Here is a 24,354-nt window from a genome sequence, read left to right as displayed (position 1 = left end):
CCGCATCGCAAACGCAGTGCCCTTCAGGCGCCTTCGCGGAATGCACGCGAGGGCGCCTGATGTGCTTCCAGGGCCTTCTTCAGCGCGGCCACGTCCGGGCCGGCCTCCAGCACGGAGCGCGCGGCGGTGGGCAGCACCTGCCGCTCGCGGCCGGAGAAGAGCTTGGGCAAGTCGTTGAAGCCCGCGCCCTGCGAGCCGATGCCCGGCGTGAGCAGCAGCGCGCCGCCCAGCCGCTCCACCACGTCGCGGTCGGCCGGAGGCAGCGTGGCGCCCATCACCGCGCCCGCGGGCAGCACGCCAGGGCCCGCCTTCTCGTTCAGCTCGCGCAGGCCGTCCGCCACCGCCTGGGCCACGGTGCGGCCGTCGCCGCCCACGGCGTTCTGCACGGGCACGCCCTCCGGGTTGGACGAACGCACCACCACGAAGGCGCAGGCCCCGTGGGCCCGCGCGCGCTCCACCGTCTTCGCCAGCGCGCCCAGGCCCAGGTACGCGGTGAAGGTGGCGGCGTCCACGTCGTAGGCGCTGCCCTTGCCGAACAGTGATTCCGCGTAGGCGTCCATGGTGGACCCGATGTCGCCGCGCTTCACGTCCAGCAGCGTGAGGGTGCCCGCGGCGCGGAAGCGCTTGAGCACGCGCTGGAGCACGACGAGCCCTTCGGGGCCGTGGCGCTCGAAGAAGGCGCTCTGGGGTTTCACCACCGCGAGCGTCTCTCCGGACGCGTCGGCCAGCCGGTCGCAGAAGTCGGACAGGCCCTGCACCGTGTCCGGCAGGTTCCAGCGGGCGAGCACGTCGCGGGACGGGTCCAGGCCCAGACAGAAGGGGGAGCGCTCATCGGCGAGCTTCGCGAAGCGCTGTGCGAAGGAAGGGGTCGTCATGGGAGGGCCCCCGCTCACTTCAACCGGCGCGCGGTGGCGTCGAACAGCGGATTGGGCATGACCTTCAGGAAGCGCATGGGCGTGGCCAGCTGCCAGGGGAAGCTCACCTCCGCGGCGCCCGTGAAGATGGCGCGGCCCATGCGCTCCACCGCGTCCTCGGTTTCCATGAGGAAGGGCATGGGGAAGGTGTTCTTCGCGGTGAGCTCGCTCTTCACGAAGCCCGGGTAGACGCACGTCACCTGGACGCCGGTGCCCTTGAGGTCCACGCGCAGGCTCTCCAGGAACGTGGCGAGGAAGGCTTTGGACGCGGAGTAGGCGGCGTGGCCCGCGAGCCCCCGCATCCCCGCGAGGCTGGACACGCCGACGATGTGGCCCCGGCGGCGCTCGACCATCTGCGGCAGCACCGCGCACAGCGTGGCGGCGGCGCCGGTGACGTTGGTGTCGATGATGGAGCGCGTGCGCTCCCAGTCCATGCGCTTGCCGTGCGTGGGCCCGCCGATGCCGGCGTTGGCCACCACCAGGTCCAGCCCGCCGCACTCCGCGTCGATGGCGCGGATGCGCTCCTGGGAGGCCTCCGAGGCGCTGACGTCCATGACGATGGGCTCCACCGCGCAGCCCGCGGCCTGGGCCTCCGCGGAGAGGGCCTGCAAGTGCGTCAGCCGCCGGCCCGTCGCGAAGACGCGCACGCCGTGCTTCGCCAGCCACAGGGCCAGTCCACGTCCCAGGCCGCTCGAGGCGCCAGTCACCAGCGCCGTCCGGTAGGTCATCTCCGCCATGCCATCCTCCGAAGGGTGTCGCAGCGGCCCGCCTTGTCGCACGGTTGCGCGTCCGAGGGCACGCAAAACACCTTCCCCCCACCGGAGGACGAGGTGCTGTCGCCAACGCGTTGACACCTGAAGGGAAGAGACGCTTCGGGAGTGTGCGACTCATGCCCTGGTGGAACTGCATCCTGGTGGTGGACGACGACCTGGACCTGCTCCGGGCCTACGAGGAGGCGCTAAATCTGGACGGGCACGAGGTGGCGCTGGCGCGCAACGGCTTCGAGGCGCTGCGCCTGCTGCGACAAGGCCTGCGCCCGGCGCTCATCCTGTTGGATTCGATGATGCCGGGGATGAACGCCTGGTCCTTCCGGCTGAGGCAGCTGGAGGACCCGGCGCTCGCCTCCATCCCGGTCATCGTCCTGTACGCGCTGGACGCGGGCGCCCGGGCGATGAACGCCCTGGGCGTGGACTGCTTCCTGGAGAAGCCGGTGGATCTGGACGTGCTGCTGGGCGCGGTGGCGGCCTATGTGAGGCCGGCCGGCTCCTCGGCCCATCCTCCCCAGTGACGGGCTTCAGCGGAACGGCGGAACCGGCTGGCTCTTGAACCACTCTGTCGCCTTCAAGAGGTGCAAGTCGTGCTTGCCGCCGGGCCGCAGCTCGATGCCGCCCGTCACCACGCCCAGCGACGTCAGCAGGGCGCCCGTGATGTTGCCCTGCACGAGGTCCAGGTGGCCCTCCATCGAGAAGCCCTCGCCCTTCGCTTTCAGCTCACGCAGCTGGAGTCCGCGCTCGTCAATTTGCACCTGCCCTGTCACCTCCACCTTGGGGATGTTGAGCAGGGACGTGAGGAAGCCGGGCAGCTTCTTGGACGAAGTGATCAGCGCGACGATGGGCTGCGTGTCGGTGAGCTGGCTCGCGAAGCGCGCCTTCAGCACCGTGGGGGACAGGGAGAGGCTGGCGCGCGGCAGGGTGAAGTTCCCGCTCCAGGCGCGGATGGGCACGTTGCCGTTGGAGGACACGTCTCTCAGCCGCAGCGTCGTCCCGCTCAGGCCCAGCTCCGTCATGTCCCAGGACAGGTGCCGCGCGTCTACCTCCACCTCCGCGCGCAGCAGGACCTTGTTGGGCCCCATGCGTCCGGAGACGAGGTCCGTGTCCATGCGCAGCTCCAGCGCGTTGCGCGCCTTCGCGCCCTTGGAGGGCTCCTCGCTGCGCACCGTCACGTGGCCGGCGTCGATTTCCAGCGTCTGGCCCAGCCAGGGATTGAGCACGCGCAGGTCCAGGGGCTTGCTCTTGGCCACGCGCAGCTCGGGCTCCAGGTCCAGGCCGGGCCGACCTTCACGCCGCCGGGCCTTCACGGTGAGGGCGACTTCTGGCACGTCCAGGTCGTAGCCCTTGGGGCCCGATACGTGCACGGGCGTGAAGGCCAGTCGCAGCGAGCCTGACGGCTGTCCCTTCGGCGCCTCGTCCATGGACGCCTGGAGACTCCACGGAGCCCGGGCCCGGACGGGGCCTGCTCGCAGGTCCAGCGCTTCACCGGAGGCCTTGAGCTGGCTGCCCGGCTCCAGCGTGTTGCGCTCCATGCGCACGTCCAGGTCCACCCGTCCCGCGCCGCCGCGCAGCGACACGGGGGCGCTCGCGCCCAGCTGGTCGTTGATCCAGTCCAGGGGCATCACGTCGATGCGCGTCTTCACCTGGCCGCCAAGGGCCTTGGAGAGATCGTAGCCCTTGTCGGCCTGGAAGGGCGCGTCGAGCCGGGCGCGCGAGTCGAGCGACTCCAGCCGCGCCACGCGCTTGCCGTCCACTTCGATGAAGCCCTCGGCCACGCGAACCGACGGCAGGTCCACCTGGAGCCGTTCGCGGGACTGGAGGTTCAGCATGCCGGTGACGTCCAGCGCGCCCACGAAGCGCACGCGGCTGAAGTCCAGCTCGCGCACTTCATGCAACGTGACGTCCTTCAGGTGGATGACCCAGGGCTTGCTGTTCGAGTCGGACGGTTGTTCGGGCACGCCGGACGGCTCCAGGTGGAAGCTGGCGCCGTGTCCGTCAATGCCGTCCACGTCCACGCGCTTGCGCAGCAGGCCCGTGAGCGACATGCCCGCCTCCAGCGCGTCCACCTCCACCTTCCACCAGACGTTGGAGTCCTGCTGGGTGAGCGTGAAGCCCTTCAGGTGGAGCCGGCCCACGGGCCACAGCCACCACGCGCGCTGCCACGTCAGCTGCGTGCGGTCCGTCGCGCGGCCCATGATGGCCTGGGTGACGCCCGTGTTGAGCGCGACGTTGATGGCGACCTCCAGCACCGCCACCGCCACCAAGGCCCACAGGGCGACGCGGCGCCAGCGACTGCCGCGAGGGGCTGCGTCCTGCACGTCCGGGGAAGGGGAGACGGTCATGTCGCGAGGTTCCGGGAAGGGGCCCTGGATGACTCATACTCCCGGGACGCACAAGGCGTGTTTCCTCGCGAAGATGGATTGGAAACACCGTCCAGCGCGGCGCGAAGGCGTAGCGTCCGCCTCCGCGCCGCGGGCCGTCCTCAGTGGACGGGGGCGGCGCCGTTCTCCATCGTCGCCATCACCTGGTCGATGGAGAAGCTGGACGGGTGCTGGCGCGACGGGAACTCCCGGAAGGTGGCCAGGAACCGGCCCACAATCGCCTGTGCGGGCACCAGGACGAAGGCACGGTCGATCATCCAGGAGAAGTAGCCGACGGAGTCCTCGGAGCGCTCCAGCGGATCCGCGCGCAGGTCGAAGATGAGCGGGACGCGGCGGGTGGTGAAGGGTTGCGACCACACCTCGATGCCCTTGGCGTTCTGCTCCTCGAAGACGAGCTTGAATCGCTTGTAGCGCATGGCGACCAGCTCGCCGTCGTCGCCGAAGTAGTAGAATTCCTCTCGCTTGGACTCCGGGGACTGGCCGGACAGCAGCGCTGTCTGGTCGTAGCCGTCCATGTGCACCTTGAAGTGCTTGTCGCCCGCGTCATGGCCGTCCAGCAGCTTCCGCACGACGTCCGGTTCGCCCGCGGCGGAGACCAGCGTGGGCAGCCAGTCCTCGGAGGAGAACAGCTCGTTGATCTGCGTGCCGGGCTTCACGACGCCGGGCCAGCGCACGACGCACGGGGCCCGGAACGCGCCCTCCCAGTTGGTGTCCTTCTCTCCGCGGAAGGGAGTCACGCCGCCGTCCGGCCACATGCTCGTCATCGCGCCGTTGTCGGTGGTGTAGATGACGATGGTGTCGTCCGCGATGCCCAGCTGGTCCAGCTTGTCGAGCAGCCGCCCCACGTGTCCGTCGTGCTCCACCATGCCGTCCGGGAAGAGCCCGATGCCCGTCTTGCCCTGGGACTCCTTCTTCAGGTGCGTGTGGATGTGCATGCGGGTGGTGTTGAACCAGATGAAGAAGGGCTTCTGGTCCTTCTGGGCGCGGTCGATGAAGTCCAGGGTCGCGCCGAGGAACTCCTCGTCCACGGTCTCCATGCGCTTCTTCGTCAGCGGGCCGGTGTCCTGCACGGTCTGGCCACCCTTGCCGTCCGCCTTGCTCTTGAGCACGCCGCGCGGACCGAAGTGCTGCCGGAACGCGGGGTCCTTGGGGTAGTCCACGTTCTCCGGCTCCTCCTCCGCGTTGAGGTGGTAGAGGTTGCCGAAGAACTCATCGAAGCCGTGCACGGTGGGCAGGAACTCGTCGCGGTCGCCCAGGTGGTTCTTGCCGAACTGGCCGGTCATGTAGCCCAGGGGCTTCACCAGGTCCGCGATGGTCGGGTCTTCCGGCTGGAGACCCACTTTCGCGCCCGGCATGCCGACCTTGGTGAGGCCGGTGCGGAAGGGGCACTGCCCGGTGATGAAGGCCGCGCGGCCGGCGGTACAGCTCTGCTGGGCGTAGTAGTCGGTGAAGAGCGCGCCCTCCTTCGCCAGCCGGTCGATGTTCGGCGTGCGATAGCCCATGACGCCCAGGTTGTAGGCGCTGAGGTTCCAGTAGCCGATGTCGTCTCCGAAGATGACCAGGATGTTGGGCTGCTTCTTCTTCGCGGGCTTCGTCGCCATGCAGGCACGCTCCAGTGTTTGTGTTTGGGCGTAGGGATGGGGACTCGGAGGGCAGCGGACAACCAGAAGGGGAGCGGCGTGGCGGGCGGAGGGCGTGGCTGGATGTCATTGCCTCGGTGCACAGGCGTTCACATTCTCCTGGGGAACCCCCTGTGGAAGGACAGGTGTACCGATGGGAATCGCGGGCCGTGCGGGACCCATCGATGCGCTGCGCAACCTGACGTTGTCGCTGCAGCGCATGGTGGCGACCGAGATCGCGACCGGTGTGGTGCGTGGCACGGCTGAAGGGCTCCGCGAGGAGGCACCCGACGGCGACGGTCAGTTGCACACCTTGCTCCAGGACCTGCTCACGGTGCTGAGCCGCATGGCGCACGAGGCCGCCGGGCGTGAACCTGGAGCGTCGGCGGGCTCGACCGAGGTGCTGGCGGGTGCGGCCATGGAGGGGGCGCTGAAGGCGTTGGAGCGGGAGTGGAACGAAGGGGGCCTGCCGCTCCATGGCTTCGTGGTGAGGCTCAACCACCTCTTCGACGAAGTGGTGACGTTCGCCCATTCCCGCACGGATGAGATCCGCACGCCGGGCGAGCGCGCCCAGGTGATGGCCCGAGGCGTGGTGAAGGCGGCCACGGAGCAGCTGCATGACTCCCTGCCGGCCATCCTGGAGGACGCGCGCGGCGTGGTGCCATTGGGGGAGGAGGTGGCCTCGAAGGTGGGCCGGGGGCTGGTGTTGGGCGTCGAGTCCACGCTGCGCGAGGACTCCGCCTGGCTGTTGGGGTTGGTGGAGCAGGCAGGGCAGGGGCTGGTGCGGGGCCTGGCGGCGGGCCTCCACGAGGAGCTGGCGACGAATCCGAAGGCCTCTGGAGAAGCGCTGGGCGCAACCCTGGCGACGCTCGCCGAGCGCACCGCGGCGGCGACTGTCCGGGGCGCGGGGGGCGCGCTCACGCAGGAGGAACTCCGCTGGCGGCAGGCTCCATGCAATCAGGACCTCTTGCGGCGCACGAGCCGGGAGGTCACGGCCGGAGCACTGGAGGCCCTGGGGGAGCAGCTACGACGGCCCCTGAGGGTGCTTGCTGGTGCGGGCGGTGCGCTCATCGCGCTGACAGTGCTGTCGTCTCGTTGGCGCCACGCGTGACGAACGACTCTTCTCGGCGGAGTGTGACTTCGGGCTGCAAGCCATCGAGAATGTCCGGATGGGTTGCTGGTGATGGATACCAAGACGCTCGTCGAACAGTTCGCGCGCCATGTTGCGGCACAAGGCGACTGCATCCGGGACGGTGACTCCAGGAAGGGCAACAAGCACGCCCGGAAGTACGGGGCTGCATTGGAGGCGCTGCTTTCGCAGGGAGACGCCGGACGGGAGGCGCTCTCGGTCCTGCTGAAGCATCCCCGTGCGGACGTGCGGGGCATGACAGCATCATTCCTGCTGCGTTACCGAACGAAGGAGTCGAAAGCGGTTCTGGAAGCCATCGCCGCGGAGGGTGGTCTGGCGGCCATTGGCGCCACCTTGAATCTCCAGCGCTGGGCCGAAGGCACCTGGTCGCTCGACCCGGGGTGAGCGGGCGCCAGGCTGTTGCGCTGCCCGGGACCTTGGTCCCTGTCCACTCCCTCGCCACCTTCCTTCCATGGACGGGTTCGAGAACGCCTTCGCGCTGCTCCTGGATGGCAGCGGGGGTGCGCGCTCGCTCACCCTGGAGGAGACACGGAGCTGGCGGGCTTCGGATGGCATGCTCTGGGTCCACCTGCCTCCGGACCTGCCGGACCTTCCCCGCGTGCTGGAGGCCGTCTTCCAGTTGCCTCCCCGGGTGCGTGAACCGCTCCTGGCCGACATGGGCCGTGTGCGCATCGAGGTGCTCAACGAGAACGAGCTCGTCCTGCTCCTGCTGCATCCAGACCCCGCGCCCACGAACGTGTCGTCCCCGCGCCAGCTGCGCGCCTGGATGACGGCGGACCGCTGCGTCACCGTGGCGCCCACGAATCAGCGCGCCATCGTGGCCGTCCGTGAGCAGCTCGCCCATGGCCAGGGGCCTCGTGGCACGGACCTCTTCCTTGCCTTCGCTACCACCGCGCTCTCCACGGCCGCGCTCCGCACCAACGAACTGGACGACACGCTGTCGGGCCTGGAGACCCGCTTCGAGGAGCGCCGCGACGACTCCGTCGATGTGCCGACGGCCCTGCGCAGGCTGCGCCGCACCCTCGTGGAACAGCGCCGCTTCGTCTCACTGGTCCGCGACGCCATCCTGCGCGTCAGCCTGCTCACCGTGGAGTGGGTGCGCGCCCAGGAACTGGAGCTGCGCCAGATGGCCGAGCGGGCCGGCGGCGCCCTCAAGGAGATGGATGCCCTGGTGGAGCGCGCCCGCATCCTCCACGAGGACGTCAAGGCCCGGCTGGACGCCCGCAGCCAGCGCATCCTCTACATGCTCACCATCATCTCCGGCGTCTTCCTGCCCCTGTCCTTCATCACCGGCCTGCTGGGCGTCAACGTGGGCGGCATTCCCGGCGCGCAGTGGCGCGGCTCGTTCCTGCTGCTGGTGCTCGTGCTCGTCGTCCTCGCCGCCGCGGAGTGGCGCGCCCTGCGCCGCCGCGAACTCGTGTGACAGCAGGCACGGTCCCGCGTCAGCGGACATCCCCGTGCGACCCGCGTTCCGTGGCGACCTCCTCCACTTCCTCACCAGCTTCATCCCCGGGCGCGGCACAGGCAGGGGGAGGACTTGATGGCGGGAGTCCGAACGCGCTGCTTGCTGCTTGGACTCATCGGGGGCCTGTGCCGCGCCGTTTCCCCCTTCGCCAGACGTCGCCTCCTCACGGACGGCCGGGCTCAGCGGGCCCTCCTCCCGAGCCCTCCACGCCGCGTTGTGGAGTGACTCCCGCGTTCCCAACCTCATGTCTGGGATTGCACCGGACAGGAGGCGACCTTGAGGCGACGCACGTGGAAGGGCCCGGCCTGCCTGCCGTGGGCGTTGGCGCTGCTGCTCGCCATTCCCCTCCAGGCACTGGCGGCGGATCCGCTGCCGTCCTGGAATGACGGCCCGGTGAAGCAGTCCGTCATCGACTTCGTCACCCGCGCCACCACCGAGGGCGGCCCCGGCTACATCCCTCCGGAGGAGCGCATCGCCACCTTCGACAACGACGGCACGCTCTGGCAGGAGCAGCCCGTCGTGCAGGGCGCCTTCCTGCTGGAGCAGGCCAAGGCGGCCGTGAAGGAGGACGCGTCGCTCGCGAAGCGGCAGCCCTTCAAGGCCGTGCTGGAAGGGGACGTGGCCCTGCTGTCCTCCATGGAAGAGCCCCAGTTGATGGAGTTGTTCGCCGCCACCTACGCGGGCAAGACGCCGGATGAGCTCACCCGCGAGGCCCGCGCCTTCTTCCAGACCGCGCGCCACCCGAAGCTGGGCGTGCCGTACACGCAGCTTGCCTACGCGCCCATGCTGGAGCTGCTCCAGTACCTGCGCGCCCATGGCTTCCAGACGTGGATCTCCTCGGGCGGAGGCACCGACTTCATGCGCGTCGTCTCCGAGGACACCTACGGCATCCCGCCCCAGCAGGTCATCGGCAGCGACCTCAAGGAGAAATTCGACGAAGGGAACGGCCACCCGGTGCTGCGGCGCGAGGCCCGCCTGGACCACCTCAACGACAAGGCCGGCAAGCCGGTGGGAATCGAGCAGCACATCGGGCGGCGGCCCGTGTTCGCGGCGGGCAATGTCCGGTCGGGCGGTGACATCCAGATGCTTCAGTACACGAAGGAGCAGCCGCGCCCTGGCTTCTCGTTGCTCATCAACCACGACGACGCGGAGCGCGAGTTCGCCTACCAGGAGAAGAACGGCGCGTCACTGAAGGCCGCGCGCGAGGGCGGCTGGACCGTGGTCAGCATGCGCCAGGACTGGAAGCGAATCTTCCCGGAGGAGGGACGGTGATGGACACCTTGCATGCCTTCATCGGGCTGATGATTTCGACCTTCATCATCGCGCTCGGATTGTCGCAGGGCCTGTCGTGGCGCCTGGCGGACCTGGGCCAGGGCGTGCGCGATCCAGCGTTCGCGCGCGGGCTGGGCGTGTGCCTCGTCGGTGTGCCCTTGCTGGCCGTCATCGTGGTGAAGGTGCTGCCCGTCGCCCCCATCGCGGCGGGTGTCATCGCGCTGATGGCGTTCTGCCCGGGGCTGCCCATGGCGCTCAACGTCGTGTCGCAGCAGAAGGGCAACCTGGCCCTGGCCCTGGCGCTGTCCATCACCCTGTCGCTCGTCGCCATCGTGCTGATGCCGCTGTCCCTGCACCTGCTGGAGCGGCTGTTCCCCCTGGCCATCCAATCGCCGCCGTACAGCACGCTCCTGGGCAGGGTCATCCTCCCGTTCCTCGTGCCCTTCGTGCTCGGCATCGGCCTCCAGAAGGTGGCGCCGGTCTGGGCGCACCGGCTGCGCAAGCCGGTGAAGCTCTACTTCAACTTCGCCGTGGCCGTGGCCGCGCTGACGCTGGTCGTGGCCAGCTTCCCGCTGTTGAAGCGCCTCCACGTCTGGGTGTTCATCGCGATGGGGGTGGTGACGCTGGGGTCCACGGCCCTGGGCCACATCGCCGGCCGGCCCAGGCCCGGGGACCGCACGGCGCTGGCCATCTCCGCCGTCTTCGGCAACCCCGCATTCGCCTTCTGCCTGGGCGGCAGCACCTATTCCATGAAGAGCCTGCTGGGTGTCATGGGGCTGTACCTCTTGATCCGCACCGTGGCCATGCTGCCGTACCTGCTCTGGAACCAGCGCCACCAGGCATCCGAGCGCGGCAGCGGGCCGTCACTGCCGTCAGGCAGGCGGGCCTCCGCGGGCACGTGAGCCTTCCCATGTCGTGAAGCCGATGCGCGCAACGCACCCGCGTGGGTGATGCCGCGGGGCCCGAGGGCCTCCACCCTTCCTTGCGTCCAGGAGGCACGGGGGAAGGGCCATGAAGCGCACCGCGGTCACGGCCGTCCATGTCCTGAATCGGTTCCTCCCTGGCGTCGAGCAGGCGCGGACCTATGAGCGGCGGTGGCTGCGCGCGGACCTCCTGGCCGCGCTCACCGTGGGCGCGATGCTCATCCCCCAGGGGCTGGCCTACGCGCAGATTGTCGGCGTGCGCCCCGCGGCGGGCCTGTACGCGGGCGTCTTCGCGATGTTGGCCTATGCGCTGTTCGGTCCGTCGCGCCACCTGCTGCTGGGGCCGGAGGCAGGCGCGGCCATCCTCACCGCGACGGCGCTGGGCCCCATGGTGGCGGGCGGCGGGCCGGAGCGGCTGGCCTCCCTGGCGGCACTCCTCGCGTTGATGGTGGGCGGGGTGAGCCTCCTGGGCGGACTGTGCCGCGCGGGGGCGCTGGCGGACTTCCTGTCGCGGCCCATCCTCATCGGCTACGTCAACGGCGCGGCGTTCATCATCATCGGCAGCCAGCTGGCCCGGATGCTCGGGCTGGAGCGCAGGTCGAACGAGTTCGCGGGGCAGCTGCACGAGGTGGCGGCGAACGTGGGCCACACGCACGCGCCCACGCTGGTGTTGGGGCTGTGCATCGTCGTGGCGCTGGTGGCCATGCGCCGCTTCCTGCCGCGCTGGCCCGCGCCGCTGGTGATGGTGGTGCTCACCTCGCTGGTGACCTGGGCGTTCCAACTGGAGCACGGCGGCGTGAAGGTGGTGGGGCCCATCGCCGCGGAGGCGCCCGCCTTCGGCCTGCCCTCGTGGCGCTTCGAGGACGTGCGCACGCTCCTTCCGGCGGCCTTCAGCATCGCGCTGGTGAACTACGCCAGCTCCGTGCTCACGGGCCGCATCTACGCGGACCGCTTCGGCTACCGGCTGGACACCCATCAGGAGTTCTTCGGCCAGGCGGCGGCCAACCTGCTCACCGGCCTCACGCAGGGCTTCCCCGTGACGGGCAGCGACTCGCGCACGGCGGTCAACGCGTCCATGAAGGGACGCACGCAGCTGGTCGGCGTGGTCGCGGCCGTGGTGGTGCTGGTGTTCTCGCTGTTCTTCACGCCGCTGCTGGCGAAGCTGCCCCTGGTGACGCTGGGGGCCATCGTCATCGTCGCGGCGGTGTACCTGCTGGAGGTGAAGCCCATCCTCCGGCTCTGGCGCGTGCGTCCGGTGGAGGCGGTGCTCGCGGTGGTGACGATGCTGGGCGTGCTCTTCCTGGGCATCCTCCAGGGCATCCTCATCGCGGTGGCGCTGGCGCTGGTGGACCTCATCCGCCGCGCTGCGCACCCGCACGACGCCGTGCTGGGCGAGCGCGAGGGCCTGCCCGGCTGGCACGACGTGGAGGGCCACGCGGACGCGGAGACGATTCCTGGCCTCGTCGTCTACCGCTTCGACGCGCCCCTCTTCTTCGCCAACGCCCGCTTCCTGCGTGAACAGGTGCACCGGCTGGTGGCCGACTCGCGTCTCCCGGTGCAGTGGTTCGTGCTGGATGCGTCCTCCGTGTTCGACCTGGACATCACCGCCGCCGAGAGCCTGGAGACGGTTCGCTACGAGCTCACGGACGAAGGCATCGTCTTCGCGGTGGCCCAGGCGCGCGCGCCGATGCGCCGGGTGCTGAAGCGCTCGGGGCTGGCCGCGCGGATTGGCGAGGACCGGCTCTTTCCCACCGTGGGCGCGGCCGTTCGCGCCTACCTCGAATCGCGAGACGACGCGCGGACCGCCGTTGGCGGCGAGCCCGTCTCCTCGCCACAGGTGCACTGACGCCATGACTCCAATCCAATCCAGGGCCCGAGGTGGCGCCGTGACGGGCGCGGTGCTGGGACTGCTCGTGTCCGTGACGGCGCTGGCGCAGGACGCGCACTACACCACGCGGCAGTTCGGCAACCGGGCGTGGCTGCTGGGCGGCTCCTTCGTGGGCAACCCGAACGACATCAGCGCCGTCTATTACAACCCCGGCGCGCTCGCGCTCCTGGGCGCGCCGGAGTTGGAGCTGACCGGTAGCGTGTGGGAATACGTGCGCGTGAGCGTGAAGGACGGGCAGGGCACGGGGCAGGACCTGACCGACTCCAACGTGGACGTGCTGCCGTCGTTGATCGCCGGCTCGCTGCGCTTCGGGTTCCTGGGGAAGTCCCGGATGGCCTACTCGCTGCTCACGCGCCAGGGCTTCTCCTACAGCCTGCAGTCGCGAGGCACGCGGCTGGGCACGGACCTGGCCGGCGTGCAGGGCCTGGACCTGCTGTCCACGGACGTGCGCCTGGACCAGACCGTGAGCGAGTTCTGGACGGGCCTCTCCTGGGCCTACCCCGTTACGGAGCACCTGGGCCTGGGGCTGACGCCGTTCGTCGCGACCCGGCGTCAGGAGCTGCGCTTCCAGACGCTGGCGCAGGGCTCCGGTGCCGCCGGCCAGCAGCTGCTGGCGACCCTGGGCCGCGACCTGGAGTTCGACCACGTCCGGGTGTTGTTGAAGGTAGGCGCCAGCTACCAGCACGGCCCCTGGGCCGTGGGGCTCGCCGTGACGACGCCGAGCCTGGCGCTGTGGGGCCGGGGCTCGGTGGGGTACGAGCGCGCCGTCCAATCCCAGGGAGTGGACTCGAACGCTCCCGCGCCCGTGTTCAACTTCCAGGAGGACCTGCCGGCGCACTTCCGCAACTCCTGGTCCGCGGCGTTCGGGGTCAGCCGGAGCTTCGGCGAGTCGACCGCGGTGTACGCGTCCCTGGAGGGCTACGCACGCGTCTCGTCCCTCTCCCTGGTGGACGCCGAGCCCATCGTGCCGCGCGGCACCACCGAGACCATCAACGGCGGCTACGACTTCGCGCTCAAGCCCTTGCTGAACGGGGCGCTGGGCGTGGAGCAGGCGCTGGGGGAGCGGGTGCGGGTGTATCTGAGCGGTCACACGGACTTCAGCGCGTTGGATTCGACGCCGGGGACGAACGCGCTGCTCGGCGGCTGGGACCTGTACCACGTCGCCTCGGGCATCCACTTCTTGCTGGGCCGCTCACGCTTCACGCTGGGCGGCAACCTGGCGTGGGGAAGCAAGCAGACCGACCGCCTCGCGGAGACGTTCCAGCAACTGGGCCTGTCCGCCCCCATGCGCACCCTGGACGTCCGCTACTTCCAGGCCACGCTGCTGATCGGCGCCAGCTTCTCGTTCAAGGACACGCAGGCCACCAGCGGCAAGGGCAGCGTGGACGAAGCCCCCAAGGCGGATTCCCCATGACGCGGGAGCACGGCGGCGCGGTGGACGAGGATGCTGCCTCCGCCTTCCTGCTGGACCTGGCGAAGGCGCTGCACCTGGCCTACCAGCCGTCGCTGCTCGTGGAAGCGCGCGTGCGCCGGGTGGCGAAGGCGTGGGGACTGGACGTGCAGGTCTTCACGCTCCAGAGCCTGGCGATGACGGAGGTGGTGTCATCGCGGCGCCCGCACGTGGTCTTCGAGAGGCTGCCCTTCACCCCGCACTGGAATCTGGGCCGGGCCGCGGAGCTCCTCCGGCTGGCGGATGCCATCTCCGAAGGGCGCGTGCGACTGCCCGAGGCCCGCGCGGAGCTGGACCGCATCCTGACCCCGCACGCGCTGTATCCCGAGTGGCTCGTGTTCGTGGCCTACGGCGTCTACGGCGCGGCGGTGGCGGCGCGAGTGGGCGGGGCGTGGTGGGAGATGCTCGCGGCCTTCTTCGTGGGCCTCAGCGCGGGTGTCATCCACTTCGGCACGCTGAACTCGCATCGGGTGGACTTGCAGAAGAGCTTCCTCGCCGCGTTCCTGGGGACGCTGGTGGCGCTCGGGCTCACGCTCCTCCTGCCGCCCTTCAACGCCGTGCGGGCGCTGTTCGGTGGGGTGACGCTGCTGGTGCCCGCGATGGTGGTGACGCTGGGCTCGCTGGAGCTGGCCCTGGAGGCGGTGGAGGCGGGCCTGTCCCGGCTCATGTACGGCCTCTTGCGCTTCCTGATGCTGGGCGTGGGCATCGCGGCGGCGGGGACGCTCTGGCGCTTCGGTGGGCCGCTGCCGCCGCACTTCGAGCAGCACGCGCTGCCGCTGCTCCTGACGTTCATCGTGGTGGCGGTGGGCGGGGTGGCGCTGTCGGTGTGCATGTCCGGGCGGCCGCGCGACGCGGCGTGGATTGTCGGCGGCGTGCTGCTCGCCTACGGGACGCAGGAGCTGACCAAGATGCTGCTCGGGCACCGGGGCAGCCCTCTGGTGTCCGCGTTCGTGCTGGGCGTGGCGGGGCTGCTCTACGGGCGTGGGAGGGACCGGATGCCCATGACGGTCATCATGCCGGGGATGTTGCAGCTGGCGCCGGGCTTCATCGGCACGGAAGCCATCGTCGCGCTGCTCGGCGCGGGCGCCGCGGGCGCGGAGGACGCCCGGCTGTTCAACGTGCTGCTGGTGGCGCTCCAGTTGGTGCTGGGGCTGATGTTCGCCACGGTCGTGGTGCCGCCGCGCGACCTCGTGGACCGCGGCGCGCCCCAGTCTCCTCCTGCGCGGCCATGACGCGTTTGCGGCGGAAGACACGGCGTTCGAGCAGCCCCATCAGCCAGCTCGTGAGGGCGATGGACGGCGCGACGCAGGCCGCGCGCATCAGGTTCCCCAGCGCGGCATCGCAGCCCACCGCGGCGGCGATCCAGATGGAGGCGGCGGTCGTGATGCCGAAGATGGCGCTCCCCCTCTTCAGGACGCTCGCCGCGCCCACGAAGCCAATGCCGGAGGCCACGCCCTGGACGATTCGCAGCGTCCCCTCCGGGGCCCCATCAAGCTTGCCCCGGAGATGCAGAAGAGCGCGGCGCCCAGCGTCACCAGGTAGTGGGCCCGGACGCCGCCCGGCCGCTTGCGATAGGGGAGACCCAGGATCATGCCGGCGGCCCCTGCCACCAGCAGTCGAATGAGCACCTCTCCTCCTCCGAACGTCGCGGCCATCCAGGCTCCTCGCCTGCACCCACGTGTCGAAGCTGCTCCTCCCTCCGCGCGCTCGCAACGCACCTCCAGGCAGGGCCAGGAGGAAGTCAGAAGCCGATCGCCGGAAGCGGCGGCCAGGGTCCCCCGTCGAGCGCCTGCTCCAGTGCCTCCGCGTGACCGCGAAGGAGGGAGTCCCTGGGAGCTTCGGGCCGCGCCTGCTCCGCGACGGCCAGGATGTCACGGAGCAACTCGCGCGCCGCGTGCCGGTCCTCCGCCTCCCGTGCGCGCAGCCCCACGGCGGCGGCCAGGCGCAGGAGGCGGAGCGTCACGGCGGGTTCGGCGGCGCCATAGCGGAGGATCTGATCCGTGGCCAACGCCAGGAAGTCCCGCAGCGCGGGGCCGTGCAGGAACACGCGCGGGGTCCCGGACTCGTCCGCGAGCACGCGAGGCCCCAGGTTCATCCCGCTCAGTTCGCTCAGGAGGAAGGTCAGCTGGTCCAGGGCCTCCACGGCGGTGTACGGATCATTGATTCCCGGTGAGAGCGCCTTGATGGCCACATCCACCAGTTGACGCACCCCCAGGGCGACATCCCGGTCCGTGCTCCTCCATCCGCCCAGGTGGATGGCGCGCCACACGAGCGCCTCGGTGGGCCCGCGCGGCCGCGCTTCGAACCAGCCCACCTCCTCCCCCTGGACCACCGGCTCGCCCACCGCCCGCTCCAGGTGGACGACGAGCGGGTGCGCCGTCGCCACCTTCAGCAAGGCCCCCGCGTCGACGGAGACGATGAAGCCGTTCCTGGGGGCCCGCAGCGGCCAGTCCTTCCCCGCGTCACGCGTGCGAGCGCGGAGGGGAGGAGATGGTTCGACATCCGTCGACCGGAAGCGCTCGAGCATCCACGCGGTGGTCAGCGCGCGCTGGCGCACCTGCTTGACCAGGTTCTCCACCCGCATCAGCTGGAGTGTCTGGAGCACCTGGAAGACGAGCGTGCCCTCGCAGACGACGAGCAGCAGCATCGCCAGGGCGAGCGCGGGACGCGGCGCGCGTTCGAGCTCCGGGACGAAGCCGAAGGCCTGCGCCGCCACCAGGCAGAAGACGCTCGTGGCGACGAACAGCGGGATGACGACGCGGATGCCCGCGCCGTGGAGGTACAGGCGCAGCAGGCGCGGGGAGTATTGCCCCGCCGCGTTCTGCACCACGAGCATGGTCAGCGAGAGCACGATGCTCAGCGACGTCAGCGCGACGCCCAGCACCGCCGAGAGCATGCTTCGGGCTTCGGCGGCCGTGCCCTGCCAGGCCACCCCTCTCAGCATCGCGGCCACGAGGGGTGGGGGCTTCACGAAGATGATGCCCAGGCAGGCCCCCAGGACCGCCCCCGCGACCGGAGGAATCCACAGCCGGTGTTGGAGCCACCCCCGGAGGGATGCGCCCTCCCGGTGACGTCGAACCGGCTTGGGTCTCCATTGCCGCCCGCTGGCTCGCGGAAGCGCCCGTGTGCCCGCCATCCGCCCCACCTCCACGCCGCTCCGTGCACCGCGTCCGCGAACGAGCTCCTCCTTCTTGCAGGGCTAGGGCCGCACGATGCAGCGGAAGCCGATGTGGCTGGCGCCGCTGTCCACGGCCTGGGGCGAGCGCGCGGCGGGGCGGTAGCGGCGGCAGTAGTTGGGCGCGCACAGGTGGCTGCCTCCCTTGAGGACGCGGCGCGGGATGGTGATGGCGGGCGTGAAGGGGTCCTGGCTGCCCTTCGCGGTGGAGGGGCCGCGCGGGTTGACGGGGATGCAGCACGCCTTGCCTTTGTTGCCCTGGTGGCGCTCCTGGTACCAGTCGGCGGTCCATTCCCAGACGTTGCCGGCCATCTCATGCAGGCCGTAGCCATTGGGCGGGAAGGCGCCGACGGAGCAGGTGCCGTCGTGGCCGTCCTCGCGGAGGTTCTGCCACGGGAAGTAGCCCTGCCAGGTGTTGGCCAGGTGTTCGCCGTTCGGGGTGAACTCATTGCCCCAGCAGAACTCGTTGCGGTCCAGTCCGCCGCGAGCAGCGCGCTCCCACTCCGCCTCGGTGGGGAGCGTCTTGCCGGCCCAGGTGGCAAAGGCCTCCGCGTCTTCATAGGCGATGTGGACGACGGGGTGGTCGCGGCGGTGTTTCACGGAGGAGCGGCGGCCTTCGGGGTGTTTCCAGCAGGCCTCGGGGACATAGCTCCACCAGTTGGCCACGTTGCCCAGGTCCACGGGGCCCTGGGCCTTTCGAAAGACGAGCGAGCCGGGGACGAGCGTCTCCGGTGTAGCGCCGGGGTAGTCCGCGGGATTGAGCGGGCGCTGGGCGACGGTGACGTAGCCGGTGGCTTCGACGAAGCGTGCGAACTGTTCGTTCGTCACGGTGAAGCGGTCCATCCAGAAGCCTGAGACGGTCACCTGATGAGCGGGGGCCTCTTCGGGATAGTGATGGTCGGAGCCCATCCAGTACGTGCCACCGGGAATCCAAACCATGTCCGGGAAAGGAGCACGGCCGGGGCGCGCGGCGGTGTCAGTGGGCTCCACGTCGGGAGTGGCGTCGAGGCTGTCATTCCGGTGCATGGCTTGAAGTCCTCCAACGGAGAACATCCGGCCCGGTGGACGGAATGACACTCGCACCAGGGAACAGGACGGGTGTCGGGCAGTGGAGGATTGGCCGCTCCACGGCCCGACGCCCCGGACGGCTAATGGTGCGACTGCTGGAAGCGGTGGATGAAGTGCTCCACGTCATCGGCCAGGGACATGACCTGGTCGCTGATGCTGGGCTCCTCCTTCTTCTTGCGCGCCTCCTCCATCTGCTGTTTCACGCGCGCCTTCATCGGCCCGATGCTCAGGCTGCCCGGGGCCTGGCTGGGCAGGAACTCGATGAGGCTCTCCGCGAACTGCTTTACCAGCATCTGCGCGGGGACGAACGTGAACATGCGCTCGCCGTACCAGGATGTGTACAGGCCGGAGTGGGGCCCGTACTCGAACGGGTCCGAGCGCAGGTTGATGAGGTAGGGCCACGATGGGTTGAAGCGCTTGCCGCTGAACCACATGTCCGGGCCTTCGCCGTCCTGGTAGCTGAAGATGATCTTCCAGTCCTTGTACCGGACCGCCGCCAGGTCGCCGCTGTCGAGCACGTAGATGAACTCGTTCCGGCGGCCCTCCTCCGTACCGGCCAGGAGCCCGTTCTGGTCATACCCGTCCAGGTGGACCCGGAAGGTCTTGGGCCCCACCTTGTGGCCGTGCTTGCACTTCTCCACCAGGTCCGTGGGGCCGCCCGCCGCCGCCACCATCGTGGGCATCCAGTCCTCGTGCGCGAAGATGTCGTTGATGACGCGCCCCGGCTCCACCACGCCCGGCCAGCGCACCATGCACGGCACCCGCACGCCGCCCTCCCACGTGGAGCCCTTCTCCCCGCGGAACGGGCTGTTGCCACCGTCCGGCCAGCCCATCTTCTCCACGCCGTTGTCGGTGGAGAACACGACCAGCGTGTTGTCCGCGATGCCCAGTTCATCCAGCTTGGCCAGGAGCACCCCGACGATGTCGTCCAGCTCCCGCATCGCGTCCGCGTAGAGGCCGTAGCCCGTGGCGTTCCGGTACTTCTCCTGGAGGAACGTCCAGACGTGCGTGCGCGTGGTGTTGTGCCAGAGGAAGAACGGCTTGCCGTCCTTCACGGCGCGATCCATGAAGTCCAGCGACCCCTTCAGGAACTCACCGTCCACGGTCTCCATGCGCTTCGTGGTGAGCGGACCGGTGTCCTCGATGCGCTGGCTGCCCACGATGCCCCAGCGCGGCTCCTCGGTGACGTCCTTGCGGTTCGTGGCCCAGCTGTGCAGCACGCCGCGAGGCCCGAAGTGGGCCTTGAAGGCCGGGTCCTTGGGGTAGTCCGGGCACTCCGGCTCGTTCTCCGCGTTGAGGTGGTAGAGGTTGCCGAAGAATTCGTCAAAGCCGTGATTGGTGGGCAGGTAGGGATTGGAGTCGCCCAGGTGGTTCTTGCCGAACTGGCCACAGGTGTAGCCCAGCGGCTTGAGCATCTCCGCGATGGTGGGGTCGGAGTCCTGCAGGCCGTACTTCGCGCCCGGCATGCCAATGGTGGTGAGCCCCGTGCGCAGCGGGTTCATGCCGGTGATGAACGCCGCGCGGCCCGCGGTGCAGCTCTGCTGGCCGTAGCAGTCCGTCATCATCGCGCCTTGTTTCGCGATGCGGTCGATGTTGGGCGTGCGGTAGCCCATCATCCCCTGGTTGTAGGCGCTGATGTTCCAGAAGCCGATGTCATCACCCCAGATGACCAGGATGTTGGGCTTCTGCTTCGCCTGCTTCGCCTGCTTGCCGTGTCCGTTGCCCGTGGGTTTCGCCTTGCTTGCCATTCAAGACCTCCTGGGCACGAGGTGTTCACAGAAGTTGGCTCAGGCATCGTTCCAGGAGGCGGGGGCAGGCGGGCACCCAGGAGCTCAGCGTGAGTCGCGTCCGCCGATGACAGGGAACCGCTCGTAGGCCCGCCGGAGTGCTTCGATGTGCTCGGGGTTGTCGTAGTCGAGCGGGGCCTCCGTGAGCTGGACCACCCAGCCGCCAGCAGGCGTGCGCCGTGAGCGCGACAGCAGCTCTGCGTCGCGAGCAGCGCCCGGGAAGCCGATGGCCTGCGCGGCGGCTTCGGACCAGTAGTTCAGCCACCCGAGGTAATGCGGGATTTCAGGTGCACGGAGTTGCTCTGTGAGTTTGAGCGCTGGAAGTCCATGAGGAGGGCTGCCTGGCTTGCGTACTGGGTCCCGGACCTGCCGTGAGGCTTGGACGGCTGAGTCGAATGGCGTCGCATGTCCCCAGTAGCCATGAGCCGCTTCCGCGACGTTCTCCAGCAGGGCAGTGGCGAGACTGGATGTTTCCAGAGGCAGTTCGGCGTGGACCTCGAGCAACGCATGGCCCCCGGGCCCAAGCCTTTCAGGCCCATCCACGCCGAAGAGTGTCACGGGCCGCCCCTCATCGTTGTTGCAGAGAAGCTGAAAGCCGCCGCCGCTCCTGGCCTTGGCGAGCCAGGCGTCTCGTTGCGGAATCCTCACGACCTGCTGCTCATCGGAAACGGTCCAGTCCAGGCGTGTGCCAGGGAGCGCGCGTTCCACGCCAAGGGCCATCTCCAAGGGTCGACGGTCGGCACCTATCATGGCAGGCGCGTGGATGCGCACGGTCAAGGTGTTGTGCATGAAGGCCATGTCAGCACCACGTCATGAGGACGATGTTGAAGTCTGGCAACAGTGCTTCGAGGAGCTTCTTGTGGGCTTCAGTGCGGACGCCAATCGAGAACTGGAATCCGCAAGCCTCCGCGAGAGCGCGCTCGCGTTTTGCCTCATCGACCTGCTTCTGAAGCTCGGCCTGGCGAACGAACGGGCTGTAGGTCTCGATGTCGTTGGTCTTGACCTCCCACAGCATGCGCGCCGCGCCTTGAAGCCCATCGAAGTTCTTGCCGTCGACGAGTGCATCCCATCCGGAAAAGGTGTTCCGCGGAATCCGGTCGGCGCATTGGTTGTGCAGGTTATTGCCGCCCAGATGAGGAACCCGCCTGGGACTGCAGTTCGGATTCCGCTCGCGGTCGGAAGGACCACCCGGAACGGGGGGAAACCAATCCTGTCCAGAGGGTTGGGGTTGAGGCTTTCGCTTGGGCAGGGAACTCTGGATGGCCACCTGTGTTTCTGGCACAGCCCGCGTCTCCTCGGGATACAGCTGGCGGAACTCGTATGCGTCCAGTGCCTCCTGAATGGCGGCAGCGACCACCACCGCGCCAATGATGAGCACTGCCCCCACGGCGATCTCAGATGCGGCCAGGACGCAAACCCCAATTCCCAGCGCCGCCGCGTCCGCGGAGGCCACGGTGCACCGTCCCGTGGTGTCGCGAAACCGGAGCCGGTCCTGGTCGAGTTGCTGAAAACAGCGCTCCACGACCGTGGGCCACGGACGAGCTGCCTCTCTGACGACGCATTGGCCTTCATCGGTCCAGGGCAGTTTCGCTGCTCGTTGGAGATTCGAGAGACCTGGGCCGCGGGCCCCAGCGACCGTTGGCGGCGTCGTGACGCAAGCAGAGAGCAGGACTCCCAACATGATGCCGGCATAGCAATGCATTGGAGCAAATCGTAGCCGCTTGGCTCAGCGCTCCCTATCGCTCAGTGCACGGGCCCTCGCGAGTCGTCATCGGCCGGTGGATGCGGCAGGTTCCGAAGCAACTCCCGCATGCGCGTGTCCGCCTCATCCAGCCGGATGAGCAGATCCTCCTGTCTGTGACGCTCCTCGCCGTGCAGTGTCGCGCCCGCTTCGTCCACGCGTGAGCGCACCAGGTACAGGCCATCCTGGATGAGGCGCCACTCCTGCCAGGCCTGGGACTCGTGGCGCGCCATCCACGCCTCCACGCCCGCATGCACGTGCGGATACACGTTCTGCCTTCCCACCTTCGCCAGCACTCCCGTGCGCTCCATCAGTCTCTGCGCCGGTGCGTGCACGCGCGCCAGCGACAGCGTGATGCGCCGGTGGGACAGGTCCTCGTGCAGTCCCGCCAGCATGTCCGCGCCCGGCACGTCCAGGTCGTCCGTCAGCTCCAGGTCCAGCAACACCTCTCGCACCGGCACCTTCGCGTCGCGCACGCGCTTCAGCACCTCGTCCCGCAGCGACGTGGCGTTGGCGAAGAACAACCCTTCCTCCGGACGGAAGACGTCCAGGCCGGGCAGGGTGATGGCGGAGGCTTCTCGGTGCGTGGCCGCCAGGTCCAGCGTCCCAGGCACCCGCCCCAGCTCGCTCAGGCGCGGCCGGCTGGCGCGGTACACCGTGAGGAACAGCGATAGGCCCACCGCGATGAGCAGTCCGGGCAACACGTCGAAGGCCAGCACGCCCACGAGCGCCACCGCCGCGCTCAGGAAGTCCGCGCGGCGCAGGCGCGCCAGCCGTACCAGTTCCTTCACGTCCATCATCCCCAGGATGGCCACCACCACGATGGCCCCCAGCGTGGCCTCCGGCAGCGCGCGGAACAGGCCCGTGAGGAACAGCGCCACCAGCAGCGTCAGCCCCGCCGTCACCAGCGAGGACACCTGCGTGGTGGCCCCCGCCTGATCATTCGCTGCGGACTTGGACAGACTGCATCCCATGCTGAAGCCCCGGAACAGACCTCCGCCCAGGTTCGCCGCACCCAGGCCCACCAGCTCCCGGTTGGGGTCCACCTCGTAGCCGTGCTTCGCGGCGAACATGCGCGCCGGGCCAATGGCCTCCGCGAACGCCACCAGCGCGATGCCGCACGCGCCCGGCAACAGGTTCACCAGGTCGCCGAGCTTCACATCCGGAAGCTGGGGCGGCACCAGGCCCGCGGGGATGTGCCCCACGATGGCCACCCCCTTCGCCTCCAGGTGCAACAGCGACGACACCGCGATGCCCAGCACCAGCACCGCGAGCGCCGCAGGAATGCGCCGGGACACACGTCCCAGGAGCAGCAAAACCGCGATGCTCGCCGCCCCCACCGCGAGCGTCAGCGCGTGCGTCTGTCCCAGGTGGGTGAGGATGTAGCCCAGCCGCTCGAAGAAGCCTCCCTTCGCGCCCTCGATGCCCAGCAGCTTGGGCACCTGCTTGATGGCGATGATGAGCGCCAGCCCGAACACGAAGCCGCTCAGCACGGAGGAGGAGAAGAACTGCGCCACGCGCCCCAGCTTCAGCACGCCCGCCAGCGCCGCCACCGCGCCCGCCATCAGCGCCAGCGCGGCCGTGAGCGCCACGAAGCGGGGCGTGCCCTGCTGCGCCATCGCGCCCACCGTGGCGGCGGAGAGCACCGACACGCTGGCGGACACCGCGATGATGAGCTGCCTCGAGCTGCCGAACAGCGCATACAACGCCAGCGCCGCCGGAGTGGAGTACAGCGCCGCCTGCGGAGGCATCCCCGCCAGCTGCGCGTAGGCCATGCCCTCCGGGATGTGCAGCGCCGTCACCGTGAGCGCGCCCACCAGGTCCTTCTTCAGGCGGGTCCCGTCATAGCCGCGCAGCGAAGCGACGAAGGGACTGACGCGGGTGAGCCATGGGGTGCGGCTCCGAGCGGTGCCCATGCGCACGAAGTGTCCACCCGAACCGACAGGAGCATCGTCCTCTCGGGGGGGCCGGCCAGCGGCGCATCCGTCTGGTCACTCAGGCGACATGCGTCATGCATGATGGTGGTCATGCCTGTCGCAGTGGCGCGAGGCTGCCGCGCATGATCACTGTCAGTGCATTCAAGTGGGTGCCGCCGTTCGCGCAGGGCGTGGTTCGTGACCTCCGGGTGAGGTGGGCGCTGGAGGAGGCGGGCCTGCCGTACGAGGCGCGGCTCATCGACCCCCAGGTGCAGAAGTCCGCGGACTACCGCGAGCAGCAGCCCTTCGGTCAGGTGCCGGTGTTCCAGGAGGACGGCCTGACGCTCTTCGAATCGGGCGCCATCGTGGTCCACATCGCGTTGAAGAGCGAAGTGCTCTTCCCCAAGGACGAGGCGGGCCGGGCGCGCGCGCTCACGTGGGTGTTCGCGGCGTTGAACTCGGTGGAGATCTACCTCCAGCAGCTCGCGGAGATCGATCTGTTCGCGCCGGATGCCCAGTGGGCGAAGCTCCACCGGCCCGAAGTGGAGGCGCGGATCCACCATCGCCTGGGCGAACTGGCCACGTCGCTGGGGAGCCGTGAGTACCTGGAGGACCGCTTCACCGCGGGCGACCTGATGATGACCACGGTGCTGCGCATCCTGCGGCACACCGAGGTGCTCGACGCGCATCCCACGCTCAAGGCCTACAAGGAACGCTGTGAGGCACGGCCCGCGTTCCAGCGCGCGCTGGCAGCGCAGATGGACGCCTTCAAGCAGCACGAGCGGCGCGAGGCCTGACGCACGGGCATGACGCGGCGTGTCTTGGCGGGGGATTT

22 protein-coding genes are annotated in these 24,354 nt (G+C 69.3%); 10 read left to right on the top strand and 12 right to left on the bottom strand.

The window, feature by feature from the left end; genetic code table 11:
* Positions 1-23 precede the first annotated feature (23 nt).
* Together pyrF and GTZ93_RS14000 are read right to left on the bottom strand one after the other, a co-directional pair.
* Positions 24-875, bottom strand: coding sequence for an orotidine-5'-phosphate decarboxylase (pyrF, locus tag GTZ93_RS14005; protein ID WP_139916606.1), 852 nt, complete (start codon positions 873-875; stop codon positions 24-26).
* A gap of 14 nt (positions 876-889) precedes the next feature.
* A complete protein-coding gene (locus GTZ93_RS14000; RefSeq protein ID WP_120581071.1) occupies positions 890-1,651 on the bottom strand; it encodes an SDR family NAD(P)-dependent oxidoreductase in 762 nt (253 codons plus the stop codon).
* Positions 1,652-1,803: 152 nt separating this feature from the next.
* Between GTZ93_RS14000 and GTZ93_RS13995 the strand changes: the two genes are divergently transcribed.
* On the top strand, positions 1,804-2,202 hold the full coding sequence (locus GTZ93_RS13995; protein WP_139916607.1) for a response regulator transcription factor: 399 nt from the start codon (positions 1,804-1,806) through the stop codon (positions 2,200-2,202).
* A gap of 6 nt (positions 2,203-2,208) precedes the next feature.
* On the opposite strand, the gene GTZ93_RS13990 is transcribed toward GTZ93_RS13995, so the two are convergent.
* Both GTZ93_RS13990 and GTZ93_RS13985 read right to left on the bottom strand, forming a co-directional pair.
* Positions 2,209-4,026, bottom strand: coding sequence for an AsmA family protein (locus GTZ93_RS13990; protein WP_139916609.1), 1,818 nt, complete (start codon positions 4,024-4,026; stop codon positions 2,209-2,211).
* Positions 4,027-4,166: 140 nt separating this feature from the next.
* A complete protein-coding gene (locus tag GTZ93_RS13985) occupies positions 4,167-5,666 on the bottom strand; it encodes an arylsulfatase (RefSeq protein ID WP_139916611.1) in 1,500 nt (499 codons plus the stop codon).
* Between the two features lie 172 nt (positions 5,667-5,838).
* Here GTZ93_RS13985 and GTZ93_RS13980 point away from each other — a divergent pair, with 172 nt between their 5' ends.
* The 8 genes from GTZ93_RS13980 (at position 5,839) to GTZ93_RS13945 (ending at position 15,064) form a co-directional block, all read left to right on the top strand.
* A complete protein-coding gene (locus tag GTZ93_RS13980) occupies positions 5,839-6,795 on the top strand; it encodes a hypothetical protein (RefSeq protein WP_139916613.1) in 957 nt (318 codons plus the stop codon).
* A 72-nt stretch (positions 6,796-6,867) separates the two neighbouring features.
* Positions 6,868-7,218, top strand: a complete 351-nt coding sequence (locus GTZ93_RS13975) for a DUF2019 domain-containing protein (RefSeq protein ID WP_139916615.1) — start codon at positions 6,868-6,870, stop codon at positions 7,216-7,218.
* A gap of 67 nt (positions 7,219-7,285) precedes the next feature.
* Complete coding sequence (locus tag GTZ93_RS13970) at positions 7,286-8,257, top strand: CorA family divalent cation transporter (RefSeq protein ID WP_139916616.1); 972 nt, start codon at positions 7,286-7,288, stop codon at positions 8,255-8,257.
* A 318-nt stretch (positions 8,258-8,575) separates the two neighbouring features.
* Entirely contained in the window at positions 8,576-9,571 is a 996-nt protein-coding gene (locus GTZ93_RS13965) for an HAD family hydrolase (protein ID WP_219629052.1), read from the top strand.
* On the top strand, positions 9,571-10,473 hold the full coding sequence (locus GTZ93_RS13960) for a bile acid:sodium symporter family protein (RefSeq protein WP_139916618.1): 903 nt from the start codon (positions 9,571-9,573) through the stop codon (positions 10,471-10,473). Before GTZ93_RS13965 ends, GTZ93_RS13960 begins: the two co-directional genes overlap by 1 nt.
* Before the next feature lie 109 nt (positions 10,474-10,582).
* Positions 10,583-12,340, top strand: a complete 1,758-nt coding sequence (locus tag GTZ93_RS13955) for a SulP family inorganic anion transporter (RefSeq protein WP_139916620.1) — start codon at positions 10,583-10,585, stop codon at positions 12,338-12,340.
* Positions 12,341-12,344: 4 nt separating this feature from the next.
* Positions 12,345-13,796, top strand: a complete 1,452-nt coding sequence (locus GTZ93_RS13950; RefSeq protein ID WP_139916622.1) for a hypothetical protein — start codon at positions 12,345-12,347, stop codon at positions 13,794-13,796.
* Complete coding sequence (locus GTZ93_RS13945; protein WP_139916624.1) at positions 13,793-15,064, top strand: threonine/serine exporter family protein; 1,272 nt, start codon at positions 13,793-13,795, stop codon at positions 15,062-15,064. Before GTZ93_RS13950 ends, GTZ93_RS13945 begins: the two co-directional genes overlap by 4 nt.
* Here GTZ93_RS13945 and GTZ93_RS43415 read toward each other — a convergent pair.
* The 8 genes from GTZ93_RS43415 to GTZ93_RS13910 form a co-directional block, all read right to left on the bottom strand.
* Positions 14,946-15,263 carry an MgtC/SapB family protein gene (locus GTZ93_RS43415; RefSeq protein WP_390624874.1) on the bottom strand — a complete coding sequence of 106 codons (318 nt, stop codon included), beginning with the start codon at positions 15,261-15,263 and terminating at the stop codon, positions 14,946-14,948. The genes GTZ93_RS13945 and GTZ93_RS43415 overlap by 119 nt on opposite strands.
* Positions 15,242-15,487 (bottom strand): hypothetical protein, encoded by a 246-nt coding sequence (locus GTZ93_RS13940; RefSeq protein WP_219629054.1) that lies wholly within the window; start codon positions 15,485-15,487, stop codon positions 15,242-15,244. The genes GTZ93_RS43415 and GTZ93_RS13940 overlap by 22 nt, the downstream gene beginning before the upstream one ends.
* Positions 15,488-15,573: 86 nt before the next feature.
* Complete coding sequence (locus GTZ93_RS13935; protein WP_139916626.1) at positions 15,574-16,968, bottom strand: DUF2254 domain-containing protein; 1,395 nt, start codon at positions 16,966-16,968, stop codon at positions 15,574-15,576.
* A 63-nt stretch (positions 16,969-17,031) separates the two neighbouring features.
* The gene (locus GTZ93_RS13930; RefSeq protein WP_139916628.1) at positions 17,032-18,033 is read right to left on the bottom strand and encodes a formylglycine-generating enzyme family protein; all 1,002 of its coding nucleotides are present in this window, start codon (positions 18,031-18,033) and stop codon (positions 17,032-17,034) included.
* Positions 18,034-18,155: 122 nt separating this feature from the next.
* Positions 18,156-19,823 carry an arylsulfatase gene (locus tag GTZ93_RS13925; protein ID WP_139916630.1) on the bottom strand — a complete coding sequence of 556 codons (1,668 nt, stop codon included), beginning with the start codon at positions 19,821-19,823 and terminating at the stop codon, positions 18,156-18,158.
* A gap of 84 nt (positions 19,824-19,907) precedes the next feature.
* Complete coding sequence (locus GTZ93_RS13920; RefSeq protein ID WP_139916632.1) at positions 19,908-20,660, bottom strand: DUF5953 family protein; 753 nt, start codon at positions 20,658-20,660, stop codon at positions 19,908-19,910.
* Position 20,661: 1 nt separating this feature from the next.
* Complete coding sequence (locus tag GTZ93_RS13915; RefSeq protein ID WP_306464182.1) at positions 20,662-21,315, bottom strand: DUF6310 domain-containing protein; 654 nt, start codon at positions 21,313-21,315, stop codon at positions 20,662-20,664.
* A gap of 290 nt (positions 21,316-21,605) precedes the next feature.
* Positions 21,606-23,519: a SulP family inorganic anion transporter gene (locus GTZ93_RS13910; protein WP_139916636.1), complete on the bottom strand. Its 1,914-nt coding sequence runs from the start codon at positions 23,517-23,519 to the stop codon at positions 21,606-21,608.
* 143 nt (positions 23,520-23,662) lie between these two features.
* On the opposite strand from GTZ93_RS13910, the gene GTZ93_RS13905 reads away from it, so the two are divergent.
* Positions 23,663-24,316 (top strand): glutathione S-transferase family protein, encoded by a 654-nt coding sequence (locus tag GTZ93_RS13905; RefSeq protein ID WP_139916638.1) that lies wholly within the window; start codon positions 23,663-23,665, stop codon positions 24,314-24,316.
* Positions 24,317-24,354 lie beyond the last annotated feature (38 nt).

The organism is Corallococcus exiguus, from assembly GCF_009909105.1.
Taxonomy (GTDB): Bacteria; Myxococcota; Myxococcia; order Myxococcales; family Myxococcaceae; genus Corallococcus; species Corallococcus exiguus.
This window is presented reverse-complemented; position numbering and strand designations above follow the sequence as displayed.